General features: G+C 62.8%; 22 protein-coding genes and 1 riboswitch. Of the genes, 16 read left to right on the top strand and 6 right to left on the bottom strand.

The annotated features are described in order from the left end of the window. Nucleotides 1–2: 2 nt before the first annotated feature. Nucleotides 3–1,433: an adenosylhomocysteinase gene (gene ahcY / locus SynA1524_RS00825; protein WP_186498548.1), complete on the top strand. Its 1,431-nt coding sequence runs from the start codon at nt 3–5 to the stop codon at nt 1,431–1,433. 60 nt (nt 1,434–1,493) lie between these two features. Next, nucleotides 1,494–2,153, top strand: a complete 660-nt coding sequence (locus SynA1524_RS00830; RefSeq protein WP_186498549.1) for a DedA family protein — start codon at nt 1,494–1,496, stop codon at nt 2,151–2,153. A gap of 22 nt (nt 2,154–2,175) precedes the next feature. Here SynA1524_RS00830 and SynA1524_RS00835 read toward each other — a convergent pair whose 3' ends face one another. Next, nucleotides 2,176–2,553 carry a single-stranded DNA-binding protein gene (locus SynA1524_RS00835; protein WP_186498550.1) on the bottom strand — a complete coding sequence of 126 codons (378 nt, stop codon included), beginning with the start codon at nt 2,551–2,553 and terminating at the stop codon, nt 2,176–2,178. Between the two features lie 139 nt (nt 2,554–2,692). Between SynA1524_RS00835 and SynA1524_RS00840 the strand changes: the two genes are divergently transcribed. The 7 genes from SynA1524_RS00840 to SynA1524_RS00870 all read left to right on the top strand — a co-directional run bounded on the left by SynA1524_RS00840 (nt 2,693) and on the right by SynA1524_RS00870 (nt 9,010). After that, complete coding sequence (locus tag SynA1524_RS00840; protein ID WP_286188753.1) at nt 2,693–3,745, top strand: rod shape-determining protein; 1,053 nt, start codon at nt 2,693–2,695, stop codon at nt 3,743–3,745. A 4-nt stretch (nt 3,746–3,749) separates the two neighbouring features. Beyond that, a complete protein-coding gene (gene mreC / locus SynA1524_RS00845; RefSeq protein ID WP_186498551.1) occupies nt 3,750–4,496 on the top strand; it encodes a rod shape-determining protein MreC in 747 nt (248 codons plus the stop codon). A gap of 2 nt (nt 4,497–4,498) precedes the next feature. Further along, the gene (locus SynA1524_RS00850) at nt 4,499–5,008 is read left to right on the top strand and encodes a rod shape-determining protein MreD (protein ID WP_186498552.1); all 510 of its coding nucleotides are present in this window, start codon (nt 4,499–4,501) and stop codon (nt 5,006–5,008) included. Next, the gene (locus tag SynA1524_RS00855; RefSeq protein ID WP_186498553.1) at nt 5,005–6,294 is read left to right on the top strand and encodes an ABC transporter substrate-binding protein; all 1,290 of its coding nucleotides are present in this window, start codon (nt 5,005–5,007) and stop codon (nt 6,292–6,294) included. Before SynA1524_RS00850 ends, SynA1524_RS00855 begins: the two co-directional genes overlap by 4 nt. A gap of 109 nt (nt 6,295–6,403) precedes the next feature. Further along, a complete protein-coding gene (gene rpaB / locus SynA1524_RS00860; RefSeq protein WP_186498554.1) occupies nt 6,404–7,165 on the top strand; it encodes a response regulator transcription factor RpaB in 762 nt (253 codons plus the stop codon). 45 nt (nt 7,166–7,210) lie between these two features. Continuing rightward, a complete protein-coding gene (gene lysS, locus SynA1524_RS00865; protein ID WP_186498555.1) occupies nt 7,211–8,719 on the top strand; it encodes a lysine--tRNA ligase in 1,509 nt (502 codons plus the stop codon). Between the two features lie 27 nt (nt 8,720–8,746). Beyond that, nucleotides 8,747–9,010 (top strand): DUF8660 family protein, encoded by a 264-nt coding sequence (locus tag SynA1524_RS00870; RefSeq protein ID WP_186498556.1) that lies wholly within the window; start codon nt 8,747–8,749, stop codon nt 9,008–9,010. A 1-nt stretch (nt 9,011) separates the two neighbouring features. Here SynA1524_RS00870 and SynA1524_RS00875 read toward each other — a convergent pair whose 3' ends face one another. From SynA1524_RS00875 to egtB, 4 genes are read right to left on the bottom strand one after another with little or no spacing between them, the layout of a single operon-like run. Beyond that, nucleotides 9,012–9,488: a hercynine metabolism protein gene (locus SynA1524_RS00875; protein WP_186498557.1), complete on the bottom strand. Its 477-nt coding sequence runs from the start codon at nt 9,486–9,488 to the stop codon at nt 9,012–9,014. Next, a complete protein-coding gene (locus tag SynA1524_RS00880; RefSeq protein WP_186498558.1) occupies nt 9,485–9,721 on the bottom strand; it encodes a hercynine metabolism small protein in 237 nt (78 codons plus the stop codon). The genes SynA1524_RS00875 and SynA1524_RS00880 overlap by 4 nt, the downstream gene beginning before the upstream one ends. A gap of 22 nt (nt 9,722–9,743) precedes the next feature. After that, a complete protein-coding gene (gene egtD / locus SynA1524_RS00885) occupies nt 9,744–10,697 on the bottom strand; it encodes an L-histidine N(alpha)-methyltransferase (RefSeq protein WP_186498559.1) in 954 nt (317 codons plus the stop codon). After that, a complete protein-coding gene (gene egtB, locus SynA1524_RS00890; protein ID WP_186498560.1) occupies nt 10,694–11,842 on the bottom strand; it encodes an ergothioneine biosynthesis protein EgtB in 1,149 nt (382 codons plus the stop codon). Before egtB ends, egtD begins: the two co-directional genes overlap by 4 nt. A gap of 116 nt (nt 11,843–11,958) precedes the next feature. Between egtB and SynA1524_RS00895 the strand changes: the two genes are divergently transcribed. Continuing rightward, nucleotides 11,959–12,987, top strand: coding sequence for a hypothetical protein (locus SynA1524_RS00895; RefSeq protein WP_186498561.1), 1,029 nt, complete (start codon nt 11,959–11,961; stop codon nt 12,985–12,987). 1 nt (nt 12,988) lies between these two features. Here SynA1524_RS00895 and smpB read toward each other — a convergent pair whose 3' ends face one another. Beyond that, entirely contained in the window at nt 12,989–13,489 is a 501-nt protein-coding gene (gene smpB, locus SynA1524_RS00900) for an SsrA-binding protein SmpB (RefSeq protein WP_186498562.1), read from the bottom strand. 50 nt (nt 13,490–13,539) lie between these two features. On the opposite strand from smpB, the gene ruvB reads away from it, so the two are divergent. From ruvB to thiC, 6 genes are all read left to right on the top strand, one after another. After that, nucleotides 13,540–14,586: a Holliday junction branch migration DNA helicase RuvB gene (gene ruvB / locus SynA1524_RS00905; protein ID WP_186498563.1), complete on the top strand. Its 1,047-nt coding sequence runs from the start codon at nt 13,540–13,542 to the stop codon at nt 14,584–14,586. After that, nucleotides 14,583–15,356, top strand: coding sequence for a tetratricopeptide repeat protein (locus SynA1524_RS00910; RefSeq protein WP_186498564.1), 774 nt, complete (start codon nt 14,583–14,585; stop codon nt 15,354–15,356). Before ruvB ends, SynA1524_RS00910 begins: the two co-directional genes overlap by 4 nt. Further along, on the top strand, nt 15,353–16,537 hold the full coding sequence (locus SynA1524_RS00915; RefSeq protein ID WP_186499430.1) for a M20 family metallopeptidase: 1,185 nt from the start codon (nt 15,353–15,355) through the stop codon (nt 16,535–16,537). Before SynA1524_RS00910 ends, SynA1524_RS00915 begins: the two co-directional genes overlap by 4 nt. Next, nucleotides 16,534–16,752 carry a DUF3188 domain-containing protein gene (locus SynA1524_RS00920; RefSeq protein WP_186498565.1) on the top strand — a complete coding sequence of 73 codons (219 nt, stop codon included), beginning with the start codon at nt 16,534–16,536 and terminating at the stop codon, nt 16,750–16,752. The genes SynA1524_RS00915 and SynA1524_RS00920 overlap by 4 nt, the downstream gene beginning before the upstream one ends. Nucleotides 16,753–16,762: 10 nt before the next feature. Continuing rightward, nucleotides 16,763–17,380 carry a HEAT repeat domain-containing protein gene (locus SynA1524_RS00925; protein ID WP_186498566.1) on the top strand — a complete coding sequence of 206 codons (618 nt, stop codon included), beginning with the start codon at nt 16,763–16,765 and terminating at the stop codon, nt 17,378–17,380. A gap of 31 nt (nt 17,381–17,411) precedes the next feature. Next, a riboswitch (TPP riboswitch) is annotated at nt 17,412–17,519 on the top strand. A gap of 44 nt (nt 17,520–17,563) precedes the next feature. After that, nucleotides 17,564–18,964: a phosphomethylpyrimidine synthase ThiC gene (gene thiC, locus SynA1524_RS00930; protein ID WP_186499431.1), complete on the top strand. Its 1,401-nt coding sequence runs from the start codon at nt 17,564–17,566 to the stop codon at nt 18,962–18,964. Nucleotides 18,965–19,025: the final 61 nt, after the last annotated feature.

Genomic DNA, 19,025 nt, shown 5'->3' on the forward strand with positions numbered 1-19,025 from the left:
TCATGGTGGCAGCGCCCACAACCGCGACCGAACTCAAGCTTGGTGTCGATTGCGTCATCGCCGACATCAACCAGGCCGCCTTCGGCCGCAAGGAGCTCGACATCGCCGAGACCGAAATGCCCGGTCTGATGGCGCTGCGTGAGAAGTACGGCACGGAGAAGCCGCTGATGGGCGCCCGCATCGCCGGCTCTCTGCACATGACGATCCAGACCGCCTGTCTGATTGAGACCCTGGTGGAGCTGGGCGCCGAGGTGCGCTGGGCGTCCTGCAACATCTTTTCCACCCAGGATCACGCCGCTGCCGCCATTGCAGCCCAGAACATTCCAGTCTTCGCCGTCAAGGGCGAGACCCTGGAGGAGTACTGGGAGTACACCCACCGCATCCTCGAGTGGGGTGACGGTGGTTCCCCCAACATGATCCTCGACGACGGTGGCGATGCCACCGGCCTGGTGATGCTCGGCAGCAAGGCTGAGCAGGACATCACCGTTCTGGACAATCCCTCCAACGAAGAGGAGACCTTTCTGTTCGCGTCGATCAAGAAGAAGCTGGCCCAGGATCCCACCTTCTATTCGCGCACCAAAGCCGAGATTCAGGGCGTCACGGAAGAGACCACCACGGGTGTGGCTCGCCTCTACAAGATGCAGAAGAGCGGTGAACTGCCCTTCCCCGCCATCAACGTCAACGACTCCGTCACCAAGAGCAAGTTCGACAACCTCTACGGCTGCCGCGAGTCGCTGGTGGACAGCATCAAGCGAGCCACCGATGTGATGGTGGCCGGCAAGCAGGCCCTGGTGATGGGCTACGGCGATGTGGGTAAGGGCTCAGCCCAGTCCCTGCGCGGTCTTGGCGCCACCGTCTGCATCGCCGAAGTGGATCCCATCTGCGCCCTGCAGGCTGCCATGGAGGGTTACCGCGTGGTCCGCCTGGAGGACGTGGTGGAGGAGATGGACATCTTCGTGACCGCCACCGGCAACTACCAGGTGATTCGCAACGAGCACCTGGAGAAAATGAAGGATGAGGCCATCGTCTGCAACATCGGCCACTTCGACAATGAGATCGATGTCGCTTCTCTCAAGGGATACGAGTGGGACAACATCAAGCCACAGGTGGACCACATCACCCTGCCCAGCGGCAACCGAATCATCCTGCTGGCGGAAGGCCGTCTAGTGAACCTCGGCTGCGCCACTGGTCACCCCAGCTTCGTGATGAGCAACTCCTTCACCAACCAGGTGCTGGCTCAGATCGAGTTGTTCACCAAGGGCAACGAGTACGGCAAAGAGGTCTACGTGCTGCCCAAGCACCTCGATGAGATGGTGGCCCGTCTGCACCTGGATCGCATCGGCGCCAAGCTCACCGAGCTGAGCAAAGACCAGGCCGATTACATCAACGTGCCTGTTGAAGGTCCCTATAAGCCCGACCACTACCGCTATTGATCCACCAATCGGCGGATTGTTCAGCCCCATGGAAGACTTGCGCGATCACGCTCAGGCTCCATGGGGCTTTCTGATGCCATCACGCAGCTGCCGCAGCTGATCGGTCAGGCGGTGGAGGCGAACCAATGGCTGGGGTACACCGCCATTTTTGCGGCGATGTTTCTGGAGAACCTGTTCCCGCCGATTCCTTCCGAATTGATCATGCCCCTCGGGGGGTTTTATGTGCAGCAGGGTCAGCTGGATCTGGTGCCGGTGGTGCTGGCCGGACTCTTGGGAACGGTGCTCGGTGCTCTTCCTTGGTATGGGATCGGTCGACTGATCAACGAAGAAAGAATTGAGCAGTGGCTTGGCAACCACGGTCGCTGGATCGGCATCAGCCCCGAAGAACTGGGACGCAGTCGCCGTTGGTTTGGCCGCTATGGAACGGCACTGGTGTTCTGGGGCCGGCTGGTGCCCGGCATCCGCACCTTGATCTCTGTGCCGGCTGGCATCGAGATGATGCCGATGGCCCCGTTTCTGCTCTGGACAACAGCCGGCAGCCTGATCTGGACCGTCCTGCTCTCTGTGGCGGGGATGGCGCTTGGCGAGGGCTATAGCAACGTTGAACTGTGGATCGACCCGGTTTCCAAAGCCGTGAAGGTGCTGCTGGTGGTGGCTGTTCTTGCTGGGGCGATCTGGCTGGGGCTGCGGGTCTGGTGCCGGCGTCAGTCGTCCGACTGACCGCCGGCGTCAACCGCTGGCTTTAGAAGGGGATCTCTTCATCCGTGGCCTGGCCACCGAAGCTGCCAGAGGCCTCCTGGTTGTCTCGCTTGGAGCCCAGCAGTTCAAGGCGATCGACGCGGACAACCGGTTTGCTGCGTTCTTCACCGCTGTTGCGGTCGGTCCAGCGATCCAGCTTGAAGCTGCCGATGATGCCCAGCAGCGAGCCTTTTTTCACGTAATCAGCGGCCACCTGGGCCTGTTTGCCCCAGATCTCGAGGTTGAACCAGTCCGGCTCGTCGTCGCGGCTGCGGCGATTCACGGCCATCGTGAGGTTGGCAACCATGCTTCCCGATTCGAAGTAGCGCACTTCGGGGTCGCGGCCGGCACGGCCGACGAGGGTGACGGAATTCACGCCCATGGGTCTTCTCCTTGTGTTGGTTTCAATGATGCGCCACGGTTTCTGTGGCTGCTTTCAAGGAGTTCCACCCCTCCCGCCGGATGTAACAGGCAGGGTCGAATTCCACCCCTATGATTCGCCGGCCTGAGGTCCTGTGGCCGTGCTGTTTCGTCGTTTCCAGCTGTCTCGCGACATCGGCATCGACCTGGGCACTGCCAACACGCTGATTTACGTCTCAGGTAAAGGCATCGTGCTACAGGAGCCCTCTGTGGTGGCACTGGATCTTGAGCGTGGCGCCACCCTCGCGGTGGGTGACGAAGCCAAATTGATGCTGGGCCGGACCCCGGGGAACATCCGCGCCGTGCGGCCGCTGCGCGACGGTGTGATCGCTGATTTCGATGCAGCAGAGCAGATGCTTAAGACCTTCATCACCAAGGGCAATGAAGGCAGAGGGATCATGGCGCCCCGTTTGGTGGTGGGTATCCCCAGTGGCGTCACCGGCGTTGAGCGTCGCGCCGTGCGTGAGGCCGGCATGGCCGGCGCTCGCGAGGTGCATCTGATCGATGAGCCGGTGGCCGCTGCCATCGGTGCCGGCCTGCCGGTCACCGAACCCGTCGGCACGATGATCGTCGACATCGGCGGTGGCACCACGGAGGTGGCGGTATTGAGCCTCGGTGGCACGGTGCTCAGTGAATCCGTGCGCGTCGCCGGTGATGAGATCAGTGATGCAATCGGCGTTTATCTCAAGAAGGTCCACAACATGGTGGTGGGCGAGCGCACTGCGGAAGACATCAAGATCCGCATTGGCTCTGCGTTCCCCGATGATGCCTTCGATCAGGAGTCGATGGACGTGCGAGGGCTGCACCTCCTCTCTGGACTGCCCCGCACCATCAACCTCAAAGCCGGAGACCTGAGGGAAGCGATCGCCGAGCCCCTCAACGTGATCGTTGAAGCTGTGAAGCGCACCCTCGAGCGCACCCCCCCCGAACTGGCTGCCGACATCGTCGATCGCGGCATCATGCTGGCCGGAGGTGGAGCGTTGGTGCGCGGTATCAGTGATCTGATCAGCCACGAGACCGGCATCTTTGTGCACATCGCAGAAGACCCTCTCCTCTGCGTGGTCAATGGCTGCGGCCAGGTGCTGGAGGACTGGAAGCGCCTGCAGCGTGTTGTGGACACGCCGGAATTCATCCGCTCCCCCGCCGGCGCCTGAGCCCATGGCCCCAACGCTGCGGCCTGGGAACAGTCGCTGGCGCGGACTGGGTCAGTTCACCCCTTGGCTTCTGCTGTTGGCAGGCCTGGTGTTGGTGCGTTTCAGCAAAGGTGCCGGATTCGCTGACGCCTATGCCTTGCTCAGCCGCCCGTTCTGGCCCGGTTCAGCCCAGCGGGAATGGATTGTGGCCGCCAGCGATCTGGAACAGAAATCCAGGTTGTCGCTCCTGGAGCAAGACAACCAGCGCCTGCGCGGTCTTCTGGCTCTTCAGGAGGCTGGCGCTGCTGAAGGTGTGGTGTCTGCGGCGGTGATTGCCCGCCGCCCCCGTGGCTGGTGGCAGCAACTGGAGCTCGGCAAGGGTGCTCTCCAGGGCATCGCCGTGAACGACGCCGTCCTGGGGCCTGGGGGACTGCTGGGCCGGGTCTCGAGCACGACACCCGCTACGGCACGGGTGAAATTGCTCACCTCTCCAGGCCACGAGATCGGCGTTTGGTTGCCCCGCTCCCGCCGCCATGGCCTGCTGGTGGGTCTGGGCTCCAGTCGACCTCAGCTGCGCTTTATCGATCGCGATCCTGATGTGCGGCCGGGTGATCTGGTGAGCACGTCGCCAGCCAGCACGTTGCTGCCGCCCAACATTCCTGTGGGGGTGGTTCAGGCCGTGGACGAGCAGGCGGCGCCGGCCACCACCGCTGTGGTGCAGCTGATCGCTGCGCCGGAGGCCATCGACTGGGTGCAGGTGAAGACGCGCTGACCATGGCCCGCCTGCATCAACAGCCGATCTGTGTGGCCTCAAGCCTGCTCGTGCCATTGGCCACCCTCGCCACACCTCCCTGGCTGGGTCTCGATGGCGTCCCACCGTCTTGGGCTGTGATCTGGCTGTTGCCCTGGGCGTTGGTGGAGGGTCCGCTTTCCGGAGCGTTGTCCGGCTTGGCGGTGGGATTGGTGATGGATGGTCTGCATCTGTCGGGTTGGAGTCAGATTCCGGCGTTGGTGCTGCTGGGTTGGTGGTGGGGGCGGCTCGGGCGTCGCGCCCAGCCAATTCAACGCAGCCTCAATCTCGGTTTGCTGGCTTGGCTGGGGTCCATGCTCCTGGGTACCACGGTGTTGGTTCAACTAGTGATTCGTTCCGGCTGGCCGCTGGAGCCCCAGCTGCAGGGCTGGGGGTGGCACACCCTCTGGTGTCAGGCTCTGATCACCGGGCTGCTGGCACCGATGCTCGCGTCTGTTCAACTGCTGATCTGGCGACGGAGGGTGCCGTCATGAGACTCAGCCGCCGGGAGCTGCTGATGGGATCCGTCGCGGCAGGGCTGGCGGCCTGCAGTCGATCTCCGTCGCAGCAGCGGTCCTTGGAGCTCTGGACCCTGCAACTGGCTCCCAAATTCAATGACTACTTCGCTGATGTGCTCGGGGTTTGGCAGCAACGCCACCCGGCTGCGGCCGTCCGCTGGACGGACCTCCCTTGGGGTTCAGTGGAGCGCAAGCTGCTGGCGGCCGTTTACGCCCGTACGGCGCCCGATGTGGTGAATCTCAACCCGCCGTTTGCCGCCAATCTCGCCAGCAAGGGGGGACTGACGGATCTGACTACGCTGCTGCCTCCGCATGCCGCTGATCTTTATCTTCCGTCCGTCTGGGATGCCTGTCGCGATGCCGATGCCGGGCAGATCGCGATTCCCTGGTACCTCACGGTTCGCCTCAGCCTGGTCAACCGAAGGTTGATTGAGCGCGCTGGCATTGATCAGCCCCCCAGATGTTGGGAGCAGATTCCCGACTTTGCGCGCAGGATCCGCGAGCGAACCGGTCGTTACGGACTGTTTATCACGACCGTGCCGGATGACTCGGCGGAGTTGCTGGAGTCCTTTGTGCAGATGGGGGTCACCCTGCTGGATGGCCAGCGCCGGGCTGCCTTCGACAGTCCAGCCGGTCGCCAGGCCTTCCGCTTCTGGACGGATCTGTACCGGCAGGGACTGCTTCCCCGGGAGGTGGTCAGCCAGGGGCAGCGCCGAGCGATCGAACTGTTCCAGAGCGGTGATCTCGCCATGGCAGCCACCGGCGCGGAGTTTTTGCGCAGCATTCAGGTGAATGCCCCGGGCATCGCCGCCGCAACGGAACCGCATCCGCCCCTCACCGGACCTGATGGCACGGCCAATGTGGCCGTGATGACCCTGGCTGTTCCGCAGCAAAGTGCGCGCGCCCAGGAGGCCGTGGATCTGGCCTTGTTCCTCACCAATGCCGCCAACCAAACCCGTTTTGCTGAACAGGCCCGGGTGCTGCCCTCGTCCGTTGACGCTCTGGCGGCGGTGCGCTCGTCTCTGGAGCAGGAACAACCCAGCACCGAGCCGGAGCGGCAGATCCGCAGGGCCCGTTTGCTCTCCGCCCAGACCCTCACGCAGGCCAGGGTTCTGGTGCCTGCATTGCCGGGCATCAAGCGTCTGCAGAGCATCGTGTACACCCAGCTGCAGCGCGCAATGCTGGGGCAGTTGAGCAGCGACGCAGCGCTCGGAGAGGCGGCCCGTGAATGGAACCTGTATTCCCAGGCCCGATGGCCCTAACCGAGGCCGAACATCCTTAAGAGAATCGGTAAAGGGAATGCGGCAGAAGCGCTTTCGTCCCGATCCGTTCGGGTTGAACGGTATGGTTTCAACCTGTTAAGCCAGGTTGATGTCTGGTGACGCCCTGAGCCAAACAAAAGCCACTGTTCTCGTTGTTGATGACGAGGCAGCTGTCAGGCGCGTGCTCGTGATGCGCCTGCAGCTGTCGGGGTATCGCGTTGTTTGCGCTGAAGACGGTGAGCAGGCCCTTGAGCTGTTTCACAGCGAGTCGCCCGACCTGGTAGTTCTTGATGTGATGCTGCCGAAGCTGGATGGCTTCGCTGTCTGTCGGCGGCTTCGGGCCGAATCCTGCGTCCCGATCATCTTTCTTTCCGCCGTCGACGCCATTTCCGAGAAAGTTGCTGGCTTGGATCTGGGAGCTGACGATTACCTGCCAAAACCGTTCAGCCCTAAGGAACTTGAGGCACGCATCTCCACCATCCTGCGCAGAGTCGGTCGAGGTGCTGCCGAAATTGAGAGCCGTGAGCTGCCCACAGGGCAAGGCGTGATGCGTCTCGGTGAGCTGGTGGTGGACACCAACCGCCGTCAGGTCACCCGCGGTGCTGAACGGATCAACCTCACCTACACCGAATTCAGCCTGCTGGAATTGTTGTTCCGTGAACCCGGCGAGGTGGTGCCGCGGGCAGAAATTCTGGAGCAGCTCTGGGGGTATCCGCCGCGCCGTGCTGCGGACCTGCGTGTGGTAGACGTTTACGTGGCGCGACTGCGGGGCAAGTTGGAGCCAGATCCCCGCAATCCCGAGCTGATTCTGACTGTTCGTGGCATCGGCTACTGCTCTCAGCGTCTGGGAGAGACCGCGGCGACGGCCTGATCCCCCCGCGAGCGGGCAGGATGGCGCCCGATTGACCCGTCTGCTGTGTCTGAGCTGCGCGACACCCGTTTGGAGAAATCCCAGGCGCTGGCTGATCTGGGCCAGGGTCCCTACGCCCTCAACTTTGAGCCAACCCATCGCATGGCGGCCCTGCAGGAGGCCCATGCCGACCTCCCCAATGGCGAGGAACGTGCGGTGACGGTGTCCGTCGCCGGACGGGTGATGACCCGGCGGGTGATGGGCAAGCTCGCTTTCTTCACCCTGGCGGATGAGACCGGAACCATTCAGCTGTTTCTCGAGAAAGCGAGCCTGGAGGCCCAGCAGGAGGGCTGGTTCAAGCAGATCACCGGGCTGGTGGATGGTGGCGACTGGCTTGGGGTGAGCGGCACGCTGCGCCGCACCGATCGCGGTGAGTTGTCGGTGAAGGTGAGCGATTGGCGCATGCTCACCAAGGCGCTGCAACCGCTGCCGGATAAGTGGCATGGCCTGGCCGATGTGGAGAAGCGCTATCGCCAGCGCTATCTCGACCTCATCGTGTCGCCAGACAGCCGGGAGACCTTCCGCCGCCGGGCACGGCTGGTGAGCGGCATCCGCCGCTGGCTGGATCAGCGGGATTTTCTCGAAATTGAGACGCCGGTGCTGCAGAGCGAACCGGGCGGTGCCGATGCTCGACCCTTCGAGACCCACCACAACGCCCTGGATCTTCCCCTCACCCTGCGCATCGCCACCGAACTACATCTCAAACGCCTGGTGGTGGGTGGCTTCGAGCGGGTGTATGAGCTGGGCCGGATCTTTCGCAACGAAGGGGTCAGCACCCGCCACAACCCTGAATTCACCTCGGTGGAGATCTATCAGGCCTATTCCGATTACATCGGAATGATGGAGCTCACCGAGCAGATGGTGAGCGCTGTTTGTCAGGAGGTGTGTGGCAGTTGTCAGATCACCTATCAGGACACCGAGATTGATCTCAGCCCTCCCTGGCGCCGGGCCACCATGCATGAGCTGGTTGCGGAAGCCACCGGTCTTGATTTCCAGAGTTTCCAGAGCCGTGAGGAGGCCGCGGCGGCGATGACTTCCAAGGGCCTGCATGCGCCTGAACTGGCGGACTCCGTGGGGCGTCTGCTGAATGAAGCCTTCGAGCAGGCGGTGGAGACAACGCTGATCCAACCCACCTTTGTGACCGATTACCCGGTGGAGATTTCACCGCTGGCCCGACCTCACCGCAGCAAACCCGGCCTGGTGGAACGGTTTGAGCTGTTCATCGTTGGCCGCGAGCATGCCAATGCATTCAGTGAGCTCACCGATCCGGTGGATCAGCGGCAGCGTCTGGAGGCCCAGCAGGCCCGTAAGGCCGCCGGGGATCTCGAAGCGCAGGGGTTAGATGAAGACTTCGTCACGGCCCTCGAGGTGGGCATGCCTCCCACCGGTGGGTTAGGCATTGGCATCGATCGTTTGGTGATGCTGCTCACGGACAGCCCGTCGATCCGCGATGTGATCGCCTTCCCACTCCTGCGGCCGGAGCCCAGGGCGGAGGATGCCCCCGCAATGGGATAATTCACCCAGTGGCATGGTCCGAATCCCATGAGTGGAGAGCGCGTAGGGTTCCGCTTCAAGCACGCTGATGCTGTGGTCAAGCGCAACCCCCAGGGCCGTTCCCGCCGGGGTTGGGTGATGGAACCGGTGGAGCAGACCACCAGCCGTGGCACCAAGATGCCCGCTTATCGGATTCGCTGGCGCGATAGCGAGCGCCCTGAAATCGTGCTGCAGCACATGCTGATTGCGGACCCGGATCCCACGCCTCCGCCCGAGGGTGTCAGCCTTGATCCCCCCGCCCCCAAGGCCTGAGTCAGTTCAGGCCGGCGTCACGGCGTAACTGCTCCAGTTCCTGTTCCGCTTCGAACAGGGCCCAGTCCCGATCAAGGGAAGTCACACCACTGCGCTGTTGCTGGCTCAGTTCGTGCAGTTGCTGATCCACTTCCTGGAACCGCCGGCCCAGGTCAGCCAGGTCCATCCATAGCGTTCGTCCCTGATTCATCAGGCCGTTGAGATGCTGTTCAGCCCGTTGGCTGAGCTCCTTCTCACCGGCACGTTTGGCTCGCTCCGTACGCTCCGTCCAGGCGCGGACGTCTGCGGCGAGGGCGAGGAGCTGTTTTCGCTGTTCCTCGGCATCCTGTTGCAATTGCTGCCGTTGGCGCTGCAGGGACTGAGCTCGGTCCAGCTGGTGTTGCTGCCTGAACAACTCCTCCTGTACGGGGTTCTGGCTCAGAAACGCAGCCAGCCGTTGGTCCAGCTCCCGTTCCAGTTGCTCCAGCCAGTTGCTCATGGGTTGCTCCCCGGTGTGGTGATCACCGGTTTCTCGATCTCGGCTTGCAGGGGTTCGATCGCGGCTGTCTTCGAGTTGAGGATTATCTGGGTCAACTGCGCCGCTTTCACTTCGCCGACCTCTCCCTCCAGTCCACCAAGACGATCAAACGCTGCCAGGTATACAGCTTCAAGCTCCTGGATCAGCTGCTCGCGCTGCTGCTTAATCGCCTGACGCCGTTCCTCGGTTTTCATCGCACTCACCTGGAATTCTGGTTCAGTCTGCCGGCTGCAGCAGATGCATCGATAGGTGATCCTCAGCGTCATGCCAGCGTTCCTGGATCGTCCAGCCGGCTCGCAGGGCCAGCTCGGCAGCGGCGGCGGGGCTGTATTTCACGCTGTGCTCCGTGATCCAGAGGTCACCGGTAGTGAAGGACCAGGGTCGCCCTGCCAACTGGACGGTCTGATCGCAACGGCTCACCAGTGCCATCTCGATGCGACTCGCCTGAGGTTGCCAACGGGCTCGATAGGCAAAGGATGTTGGGTCGATGTTTCCTTGCAGATCGCGATTCAGCCGTGTCAGCAGGTTGCGGGCGAAGGCTGCAGAGACCCCTGCTGCATCGTCGTAGGCGGCCTCCAGCAGCGTTGGATCGCGGGGTTGGTCCAGCCCCAGCAGTAGCGGCCCACCGCGGAGCAGGTGGCGAAACCGTCTCAATAGTTCTATGGCCTGATCAGGACTGAAGTTGCCCAGGGAACTTCCCGGAAAGAACCCCACAAGAGGTTGTCCATCCAGCAGTGGATGGGCCGGCAGGGCCTCTAGTTGGCTGTGGTCGCAGCAGATCCCCAGCATTGAAACCGTCGGATGATCCGCCCTCAGCGCCTCCAGCGCCTCCTGCAGCGCCGAAGAGCTGATGTCCAATGCCACAAAGGTGCTGGCATGCATGGCGTTCAACAGGGGGGACACCTTGGGGGCATGGCCGATGCCGAATTCCACCATCACCCCCTGGCCAACCGCAGCGGCCAAGGCCTTCGCATGCTGATCCAGCATGGCCAGTTCCGTGCGCGTCAGGCTGTATTCGGGTTGTTCGCAGATCGCAGCGAACAACCGTGAGCCTTCGTCGTCATACAGCAGCCAGGCTGGGAGCTGCCGAGGGCGGCTACGCAGGCCGTCTTCCACCAGCCGACGCAGATCGGCGGGCGCAGGGTGGAGATCCAGCAGCTCGATGGTCATCGCGCCAGCCGCAGGCCTGCAGCCATCCAACGGCTGGCGGGTGGGAAGAAATTTCTGTAGGTATTCCGGCTGTGGCCGGGGGGCGTCAGCCAGCAACTGCCCCGCAGCACAAACTGAGAACTCATGAACTTGCCGTTGTATTCGCCGATGGCGCCGGGCGGTGTCACAAACCCGGGGTAGGGGCGATAAGGGCTTGCTGTCCACTGCCACAACACCCCATGGCTGTGCAGCAGGGCTTCGCCGTGGACTGCAGCGGCGTGCTCCCATTCCGCTTCTGTTGGCAGCCGGGCATCACTCCAGCGGGCGAAGGCATCCGCTTCAAACCAGCTCAAGTGCCGCACAGGAGCATCCGGATCCAGCGGCTGGCGGCCGGCCAGGGTGAATTCCTCCTGAACGCCACGCCAGTAGCACGGGCCGGTCCAGCCGTTCTGCTGACAGAGGCTCCAGCCTTCACTCATCCATAAATCCGGGCGTGCGTAGCCACCGTCCGCGATGAAGGCCTGGAAGGCGCGATTGCTCACCAGGTCATTGCGGATCTGGAACCCATCCAGCCACACACGATGACGAGGCCCTTCGTTGTCGAAGTGGAAGCCCGCTCCCCCATGGCCGATCGTTACCAAACCTTCGTCGCAGCGCAGCCATCCATCGGATGTGGTCTGGCTGCTCAGGTCTGCCTCACGCTGATAGCAAGGCTCTAGCGGTTGACGGCTGAAGCCATCCAACAGGTCCATTAACAGCAGCTCCTGATGCTGCTGTTCGTGCTGAAGACCCAACTCCATGAGCTGAAGACAGGTTTCATCGGGTGCTTTGAGCAACTGCTCGAGTCCTTCATTCACCCGGGAGCGCCAGCGCAGGATGTCCGTGATGGTTGGCCGACTCAGCAGTCCCCGCTGGGGTCTGGGGTGTCGATCACCAACGCTGTCGTAATAGGAATTGAATTGATAGGCCCAGCGGGGATCACAGGGCACGTGCCCCTTGAGATGTGGTTGCAGCAGGAAGGTCTCAAAAAACCAGTTGGTGTGAGCCAGATGCCACTTCGGTGGACTGGCATCCGCCATTCCCTGCAGGCCCAGATCCTCCGGTTCCAGGGGATCGATCAACGCCTCACTGCGATGACGCACCTCCAGCAGGGTGTTCAGCTGCAAGACCAGGTTCAACGTTCGCCGCGGACCCTAAAGCGAGCTGCCCATCGCCGCAGCGTCCTTACGATTGAGTGAGGAAATTTGCGGGCTCTGAAGCTCGTCCGGTCCGGAGGTCGGAGATGGCCCGTGTTATCGCCAGCCAACGCGAGCGAGCCGCAGAGGGGCGTGTGTGGCCCGTAGTCGCCGCTCTAGTGATCTCAGCTTTGCTGGGAACGCTGATTGGTTGGTTGGTCCTCTCCCGTGGATCAAGTTCGGAGGATTCCCCTGCGGCCGACTCCAAGCGCGCGGAACGGGAGCGTGTGGTTAGTCCGCAGCCACCATCTCAACCTCAAGATTCAGAGTCGCGACAGCAGTTGCTCAACCGCCTGCGGGCGCTGCAGATCAACCGCACCTGGTTCCTCAGTTTGGTGGACAGCAGCTGGCTCAGCCGTTTCCCCGAGCGGGGAGGGCGGTTGCCTTCCGCTTCGGTGGAGGATGCTCCGTTGAGGCAGGTCTGGGAGGATCTGTCTGAGGAGTGGTTGGCGCGGGTTGAGCAACTGCCGCCATCGATCCGCGCCCGGCTGGGACAGCTCGACACCCAGGACTGGGACCAGCAGAAGCAGATCCTGATCCAGCAGGACGTTCACCCTCGGGTGATTCAGGAGCTGGTGACTGCCGCCGCGCGCAACGTTCTCCCTGGCGATGTCAGCGGAAGCCCCGCTGTAGAGCCTTACCGGCAGCTGTGGATCGCCGCAGCAATGGAGACGCTGCAGGGCATTCGGATCGATACGATCGCCGCGCGATCTGGGGAAGCCACCACCCGCTCGCTCAGGGTGTCGTCGGGCGGAGCCCGTTTGATCGCGGTGACGGTTCCAGCAGGATCATCGCTGGTGCTGGGGATCAACGGCACGCCGTTGATGGAGATGACAGTGTTTGGTTCGCAAGGCCAGGTGCTGGCGGCGAGGGGCCCGCTGCGGGTGGTCAGCCTCCCCGCCGAGGCGGGATCACCGGTGCAGGTGTTGGTGGTTAATGACGGCGTTGCTTCCGGAGTCCTGACCCTGTCCTGCCGCGCCGATGCACCGCCGCAGCCCAAAAAGGTTCAGCAGCCGGCCGCTGGGGAGCTTGCTCCAATCGAGCCGGAGCCGTTGGACTTTGACCCGATGGAGTGATTCAGAAGCGTGCCATCGCTGCCTTCACCTCTTTCTTGGATTGCTTTTCTTTTTCAGCCGCACGTTTGTCATGCAGTTTGCGGCCTTTTCCAAGGCCGATGGTGAGCTTGATCCAGGAGCCCTTGAGGTGGATGTTCAGGGGGATCAGGGCGAGGCCTTTCTGATCGAGTTGACCGCGCAGCTTGTCGATTTCGCGGCGGTGGGCCAACAGCTTGCGGGTGCGCAGGGGGTCGTGGTTGAAGTAGGCACCTGCATGGCTGTGGGGTGAGATGTGCACGTTGTGCAGCTGCAGTTCACCGTTGCGGATGAGGCAGAAGCCGTCCCGCAGGTTGGCTTTGCCGTTGCGGATCGACTTCACCTCGGTTCCCACCAGTTCGATGCCGGTTTCGAGGGTTTCCAGGATTTCGTATTGATGTCTGGCCTGACGGTTGTCCGCCAGCATCCGATTGGCGGCGGCACGGGCCGCGGCTGCGGCTGCTTTTTTTGCTCCCCCCTTGGCCATGGCTGCGGCTGCGTCTCCCGACCCTATCCAGGGCTGGGTACCCTGCAGAAATGGCGATCGTCTCCTCCAACGCCGGCTCCTCTGCTCCTCGTCGTGAGCCGGTGCTCGATGCGCAGCCGTCGCCGGAAGAAGCGACCGGGCGTCCCGACGATGGATTACGGCCCAAGCGCCTGGACGACTACATCGGCCAGGACGAACTGAAGCAGGTGTTGGGCATCGCCGTCCAGGCGGCCATCGGTCGTGGTGAGGCCCTGGACCATGTGTTGCTTTACGGCCCTCCGGGTCTCGGAAAGACCACCATGGCCCTGGTGCTGGCCGAGGAACTTGGGGTGACCTGCCGCATCACCAGTGCCCCGGCCCTGGAGCGTCCCCGGGACATCGTGGGTTTGCTGGTCAACGTGCAGCCACGGGATCTGCTGTTCATCGATGAGATCCATCGCCTCAACAGGGTGGCGGAGGAGCTGCTGTACCCCGCGATGGAGGATCGACGGCTGGACCTCACCGTTGGCAAGGGCAGCACAGCGCGAACCCGCTCTCTGGATTTGCCACCCTTCACCCTGGTAGGGGCCACCACCAAGGCTGGATCGCTCAGTTCACCGCTGCGCGACCGTTTCGGGCTGATCCAGCGGCTTGAGTTTTACGGCCTGGAGGATCTGGAGGCGATCGTGTCTCGAACCGCTGATCTGCTCGGAGTGTCCCTCTCCGCTGGGGCCTGCCGTCGTATTGCGGGCTGTTGCCGCGGCACGCCGCGGATCGCCAACCGTCTGTTGCGCCGGGTCCGTGATGTGGCCTGCGTTCAGGGGCGGCAGAACCAGATTGATGAAGGTCTGGTGAGCCAGGCCCTGAGCCTGCATCGGGTCGACCATCGTGGCCTGGATGCAGGTGATCGACGTCTACTGGCGCAACTAGATCAGCACCATGACGGTGGACCTGTAGGCCTTGAAACCCTCGCTGCGGCCCTCGGGGAAGATCCCACCACGCTGGAATCGGTGGTGGAACCCTTTCTGCTCCAGCAAGGGCTACTGGTACGCACACCGCGAGGCCGGATGCTCACCGAAGCCGCCCGCGCGCATCTCCGCGAGCAGGAGGCGGCATGACGCGCTGGTGTGCTGCGCTGTTGGCTGTTCTGCTGTGGCTCCTGCCTCAGAGCGTTGTAGCTGAGGATTTGGAAACGCTCTACGGCCGGGCTCTCCAGGCCAGTCAGAGCGGAGACTTTGTGGGGGCTTTGCCGCTCTGGGATCAGGTGCTAGAGCTATCCCCAAACGATGCCGCTGCCCTGAGCAACCGTGGCAATGTCCGTTTGGCCCTTGGAGATCCTGATGGGGCGATCGTCGATCAGACCCGTTCGATCGAGCTGGCTCCAGAGGAACTGGATCCGCACTTAAATCGGGGTACGGCTGAGGAGGCCCTTCAGGACTGGGCTGCCGCTGAAGCGGATTACCTCTGGATCCTGAAGCGGGACGCCACAGATGCCTCAGCGCTTTACAACCTTGGCAATGTGCGGGGTTCCACCGGGGATTGGGACAGCGCCAGACGCCTCTACCAGCAGGCAGCTGATGCCCGGCCCGGTTTCGCCATGGCCCGCTCCAGTGCCGCCCTGGCGGCATGGCAGCAGCAGGATCTGGTTTGGGCCGAGGCTGAACTGCGCAAGCTGATCCGCCGTTATCCCCTCTTTGCTGATGCTCGGGCCGCCCTCAGTGGCCTGCTCTGGCAAGGGGGGTCTTCCGGTGAAGCCGAAAGCCATTGGGCCGCGGCGGCTGGCCTCGACACCCGTTATCGCCAGAAGGAGTGGCTGCTTGATGTGCGGCGTTGGCCGCCGCAACCCGCCAAGCAGCTGATGGCCTTTCTGGCTTTGGAGGAGCGATGACGGTGCTGGATCAGGAGCTGTTGAACGGCCTGGATCAGGCCCTGCCCGAGCTGATCGAGCTGCGGAGACATCTGCATGCCCACCCTGAGCTCAGCGGCGAGGAGCATCAGACGGCAGCACTGGTGGCTGGAGAATTGCGGGCCTGCGGCTGGCGCGTTCAGGAGGGCGTCGGACGTACGGGGGTTGTGGCAGAAACGGGGCCGCTGGATGGACCCACGGTTGGCCTGCGGGTTGATATGGATGCCCTGCCTGTGGAGGAGCGCACCGGGCTCTCCTTTGCCTCCACGCGTCAGGGGGTGATGCACGCCTGCGGCCATGACCTGCACACCTGTATCGGACTCGGTGTGGCCCGGTTGCTGGGGGCCAGGGAGGAGTTGCCCTTTCGCGTTCGTTTGTTGTTTCAACCTGCGGAGGAGCTGGCGCAGGGGGCGGTGTGGATGCGGGATGCCGGCGCCACCGACGGGCTGAACGCCCTTTTTGGCGTGCATGTGGTGCCGAATCTGCCGGGGGGCAGCGTGGGTATCCGCCGCGGGTGCCTCACCGCAGCAGCGGGAGAACTGGAGATCCAGATCCAAGGGGAAGGCGGGCATGGTGCCCGTCCTCATCAGGCGGTGGATGCCATCTGGCTCGCCGCTCGGGTGGTGACCGAACTGCAGCAAGCCATCAGTCGCCGTCTTGATGCCCTGCAGCCTGTGGTGATCAGCTTCGGACGGGTGGAAGGTGGCCGTGCTTTCAATGTGATCGCCGATCGTGTGCGACTGCTGGGCACAGTGCGATGCCTCGATCTGGAGCTGCATGGGCGCCTGCCGGCCTGGATCGACGACACCGTGCAGGCGATCTGCCGCAGTGGTGGTGGCGAGGCGGAGGTGAGCTACCGCTGCATTGCTCCGCCGGTGCACAACGACCCTGGCCTGACTGATCTGATGGAACGTCGTGCTGTGCAGCTGCTGGGGCGTGATCAGGTTTTGCCGGTTGATCTGCCGTCGCTGGGAGCAGAAGACTTCGCCGAGCTGTTGCGGGATGTGCCCGGCACCATGCTCCGGCTTGGGGTGGCTGGGCCGGATGGCTGTGCGCCGCTGCATCACGGCCGGTTTCAGCTGGATGAGCGGGCCTTGGGGGTCGGCATTCAGGTGCTCACTGCCACCCTTTTGGAATGGATGGAGGTGCAGTCGCCCTTATGACTCGCTTGTCGTTCAGCTTTGTGTCTCTCGGTGCGCCGTTGCTGCTGATGCTGGCTTTAGTCGCTGTGCATCAACGCCAGGGCAGGGATCGGATTCAGGCTTTGCCGGCGGCGCTGGTGGGAACCGGCCTGATAATCGGCAGCGCAGTGGGCCGTCGCCGACACCGCGCCCGGATCCTGAGTGCGTTGCGCAGCAGTCGGCACTCTTCTCCGTGAGACTGATGGCATGACCGAGTCTTCCGACACCCCCGTTCCAGATCTCGCCTTGTTGCAGGAGGCCATTGCCAGCGGCGATCCGGTGCGCGCCATGCCGGCTCTGACCCAGCTCCGGTTTGTCTCCGACGCTGATGCGGTGCCGCTGCTGGTGTTGGGCACCGAGCAAAAGCCGTTCTTGGTGCGGTCGTTGAGCTGCAGTGGACTGGGCTACAAGCGCACCGAGCAGGGCTGGGAGGTGTTGAGTCGCTTGTTGGTGAACGATGAGGACCCGAATGTGCGGGCGGAAGCGGCCAATGCCCTAGCGAGCTATGGTGTGGAACAGGCCTGGCCGCTACTGCAACACGCTTTTGCCGCCGATGACGCCTGGCTGGTGCGTTGCAGCATTCTTTCGGCTCTGGCCGAGCAGCCGGAGATCAATCTCTCCTGGTTGATGGAACTGGCCACGATGGCGATCACCGATGCCGACGGGACGGTGCGGGTGAGCGGGGCCGAAATTCTTGGGCGTCTGGTGCGGGATGGAGCAGGTCAGGCCATTGGTGATCAGGCCAGAGCGCTGTTGCAGCCTCTTCAGCAGGACAGTGATCACCGTGTGGTGGCAGCTGCTCTAAATGGTCTGCAATCGAGCTGACCTGGAAAGCCAGGGATGCTTGCTAGCTTTCAAAGACCACTAGGGGTGCCTCGAACGGTTTTTAACCGACGGGGCTGAGATCACACCCTCTGAACCTGAACCGGGTCATGCCGGCGCAGGGAAGTGACCAGCGTGATCGAACCGGCCGTCGCCGACCTCTGGCTTCCCATCGCAGTTCCGATCATGCGCGCTTCCTGGGTGTCTCCCCGCAAGGGCCAGGCCAACGTGTCTCAGATGCACTACGCCCGTCAGGGGTTGGTGACTGAGGAAATGGCTTACGTGGCGAAGCGGGAAAACCTGCCCGAATCGTTGGTGATGGAGGAGGTGGCCCGGGGCCGCATGATCATTCCCGCCAACATCAATCACACCGGGCTGGAGCCCATGGCGATCGGCATCGCCAGCAAGTGCAAGGTGAATGCCAACATCGGCGCCTCTCCCAATGCCTCCGATGCTGCCGAGGAGGTGAACAAGCTGAAGCTGGCGGTGAAGTACGGCGCCGACACGGTGATGGACCTCTCCACCGGTGGAGTGAACCTTGATGAGGTGCGCACAGCGATCATCGATGCATCACCTGTGCCGATCGGCACGGTGCCGGTGTATCAGGCCCTGGAGAGTGTGCACGGCTCGATCGAGAAGCTAGGTGAAGACGACTTCCTTCAGATCATCGAGAAGCATTGCCAGCAGGGTGTGGACTACCAGACCATCCACGCGGGTTTGCTGATCGAGCACCTGCCCAAGGTGAAGGGGCGTCTTACCGGCATCGTCAGCCGCGGCGGAGGAATCCTGGCCCAGTGGATGCTCTACCACCACCGCCAGAACCCTCTGTACACACGTTTTGATGACATCTGCGAGATCTTCAAGCGTTACGACTGCACCTTCTCCTTGGGAGATTCCCTGCGTCCTGGCTGTCAGTACGATGCGTCCGATGCTGCTCAGCTGGCGGAACTGAAGACCCTCGGAGAACTCACCCGGCGTGCCTGGAAGCACGACGTGCAGGTGATGGTGGAAGGCCCTGGTCATGTGCCCCTGGACCAGATCGAGTTCAACGTGAAGAAGCAGATGGAGGAGTGCAGCGAAGCGCCCTTCTACGTGCTCGGCCCCTTGGTCACCGACATCGCTCCTGGCTACGACCACATCACCTCAGCCATCGGTGCGGCCATGGCGGGTTGGCATGGCACAGCGATGCTCTGCTACGTGACTCCTAAGGAGCACCTTGGTCTGCCCAACGCCGAAGACGTGCGTGAAGGCCTGATCGCTTACAAGATCGCTGCCCATGCGGCTGATATCGCCCGCCATCGCCCCGGTGCCCGTGATCGCGACGACGAGCTCAGCCGCGCCCGTTACAACTTCGATTGGAACAAACAGTTCGAATTGTCTTTGGATCCCGAGCGGGCCAAGGAGTATCACGACGAAACCCTGCCGGCCGATATTTATAAGCAGGCTGAGTTCTGCTCGATGTGCGGACCCAAGCACTGCCCGATGCAGACCAAGATCACCGAAGAGGACATCGAAGGTTTGGAGAAGGTGCTGGAAGCTCGTGGAGTAGCAGAGCTCACCCCTGTGAAGCTCGATAAGGCTGACTGACGCGGCCACTCCAAATTGGCTCGCATGCCCGGCTTCTGATTCAGGAGCCGATTTTTTGTTG

The organism is Synechococcus sp. A15-24 (genome assembly GCF_014280195.1).
In the GTDB taxonomy this organism is placed as follows: Bacteria; Cyanobacteriota; Cyanobacteriia; order PCC-6307; family Cyanobiaceae; genus Parasynechococcus.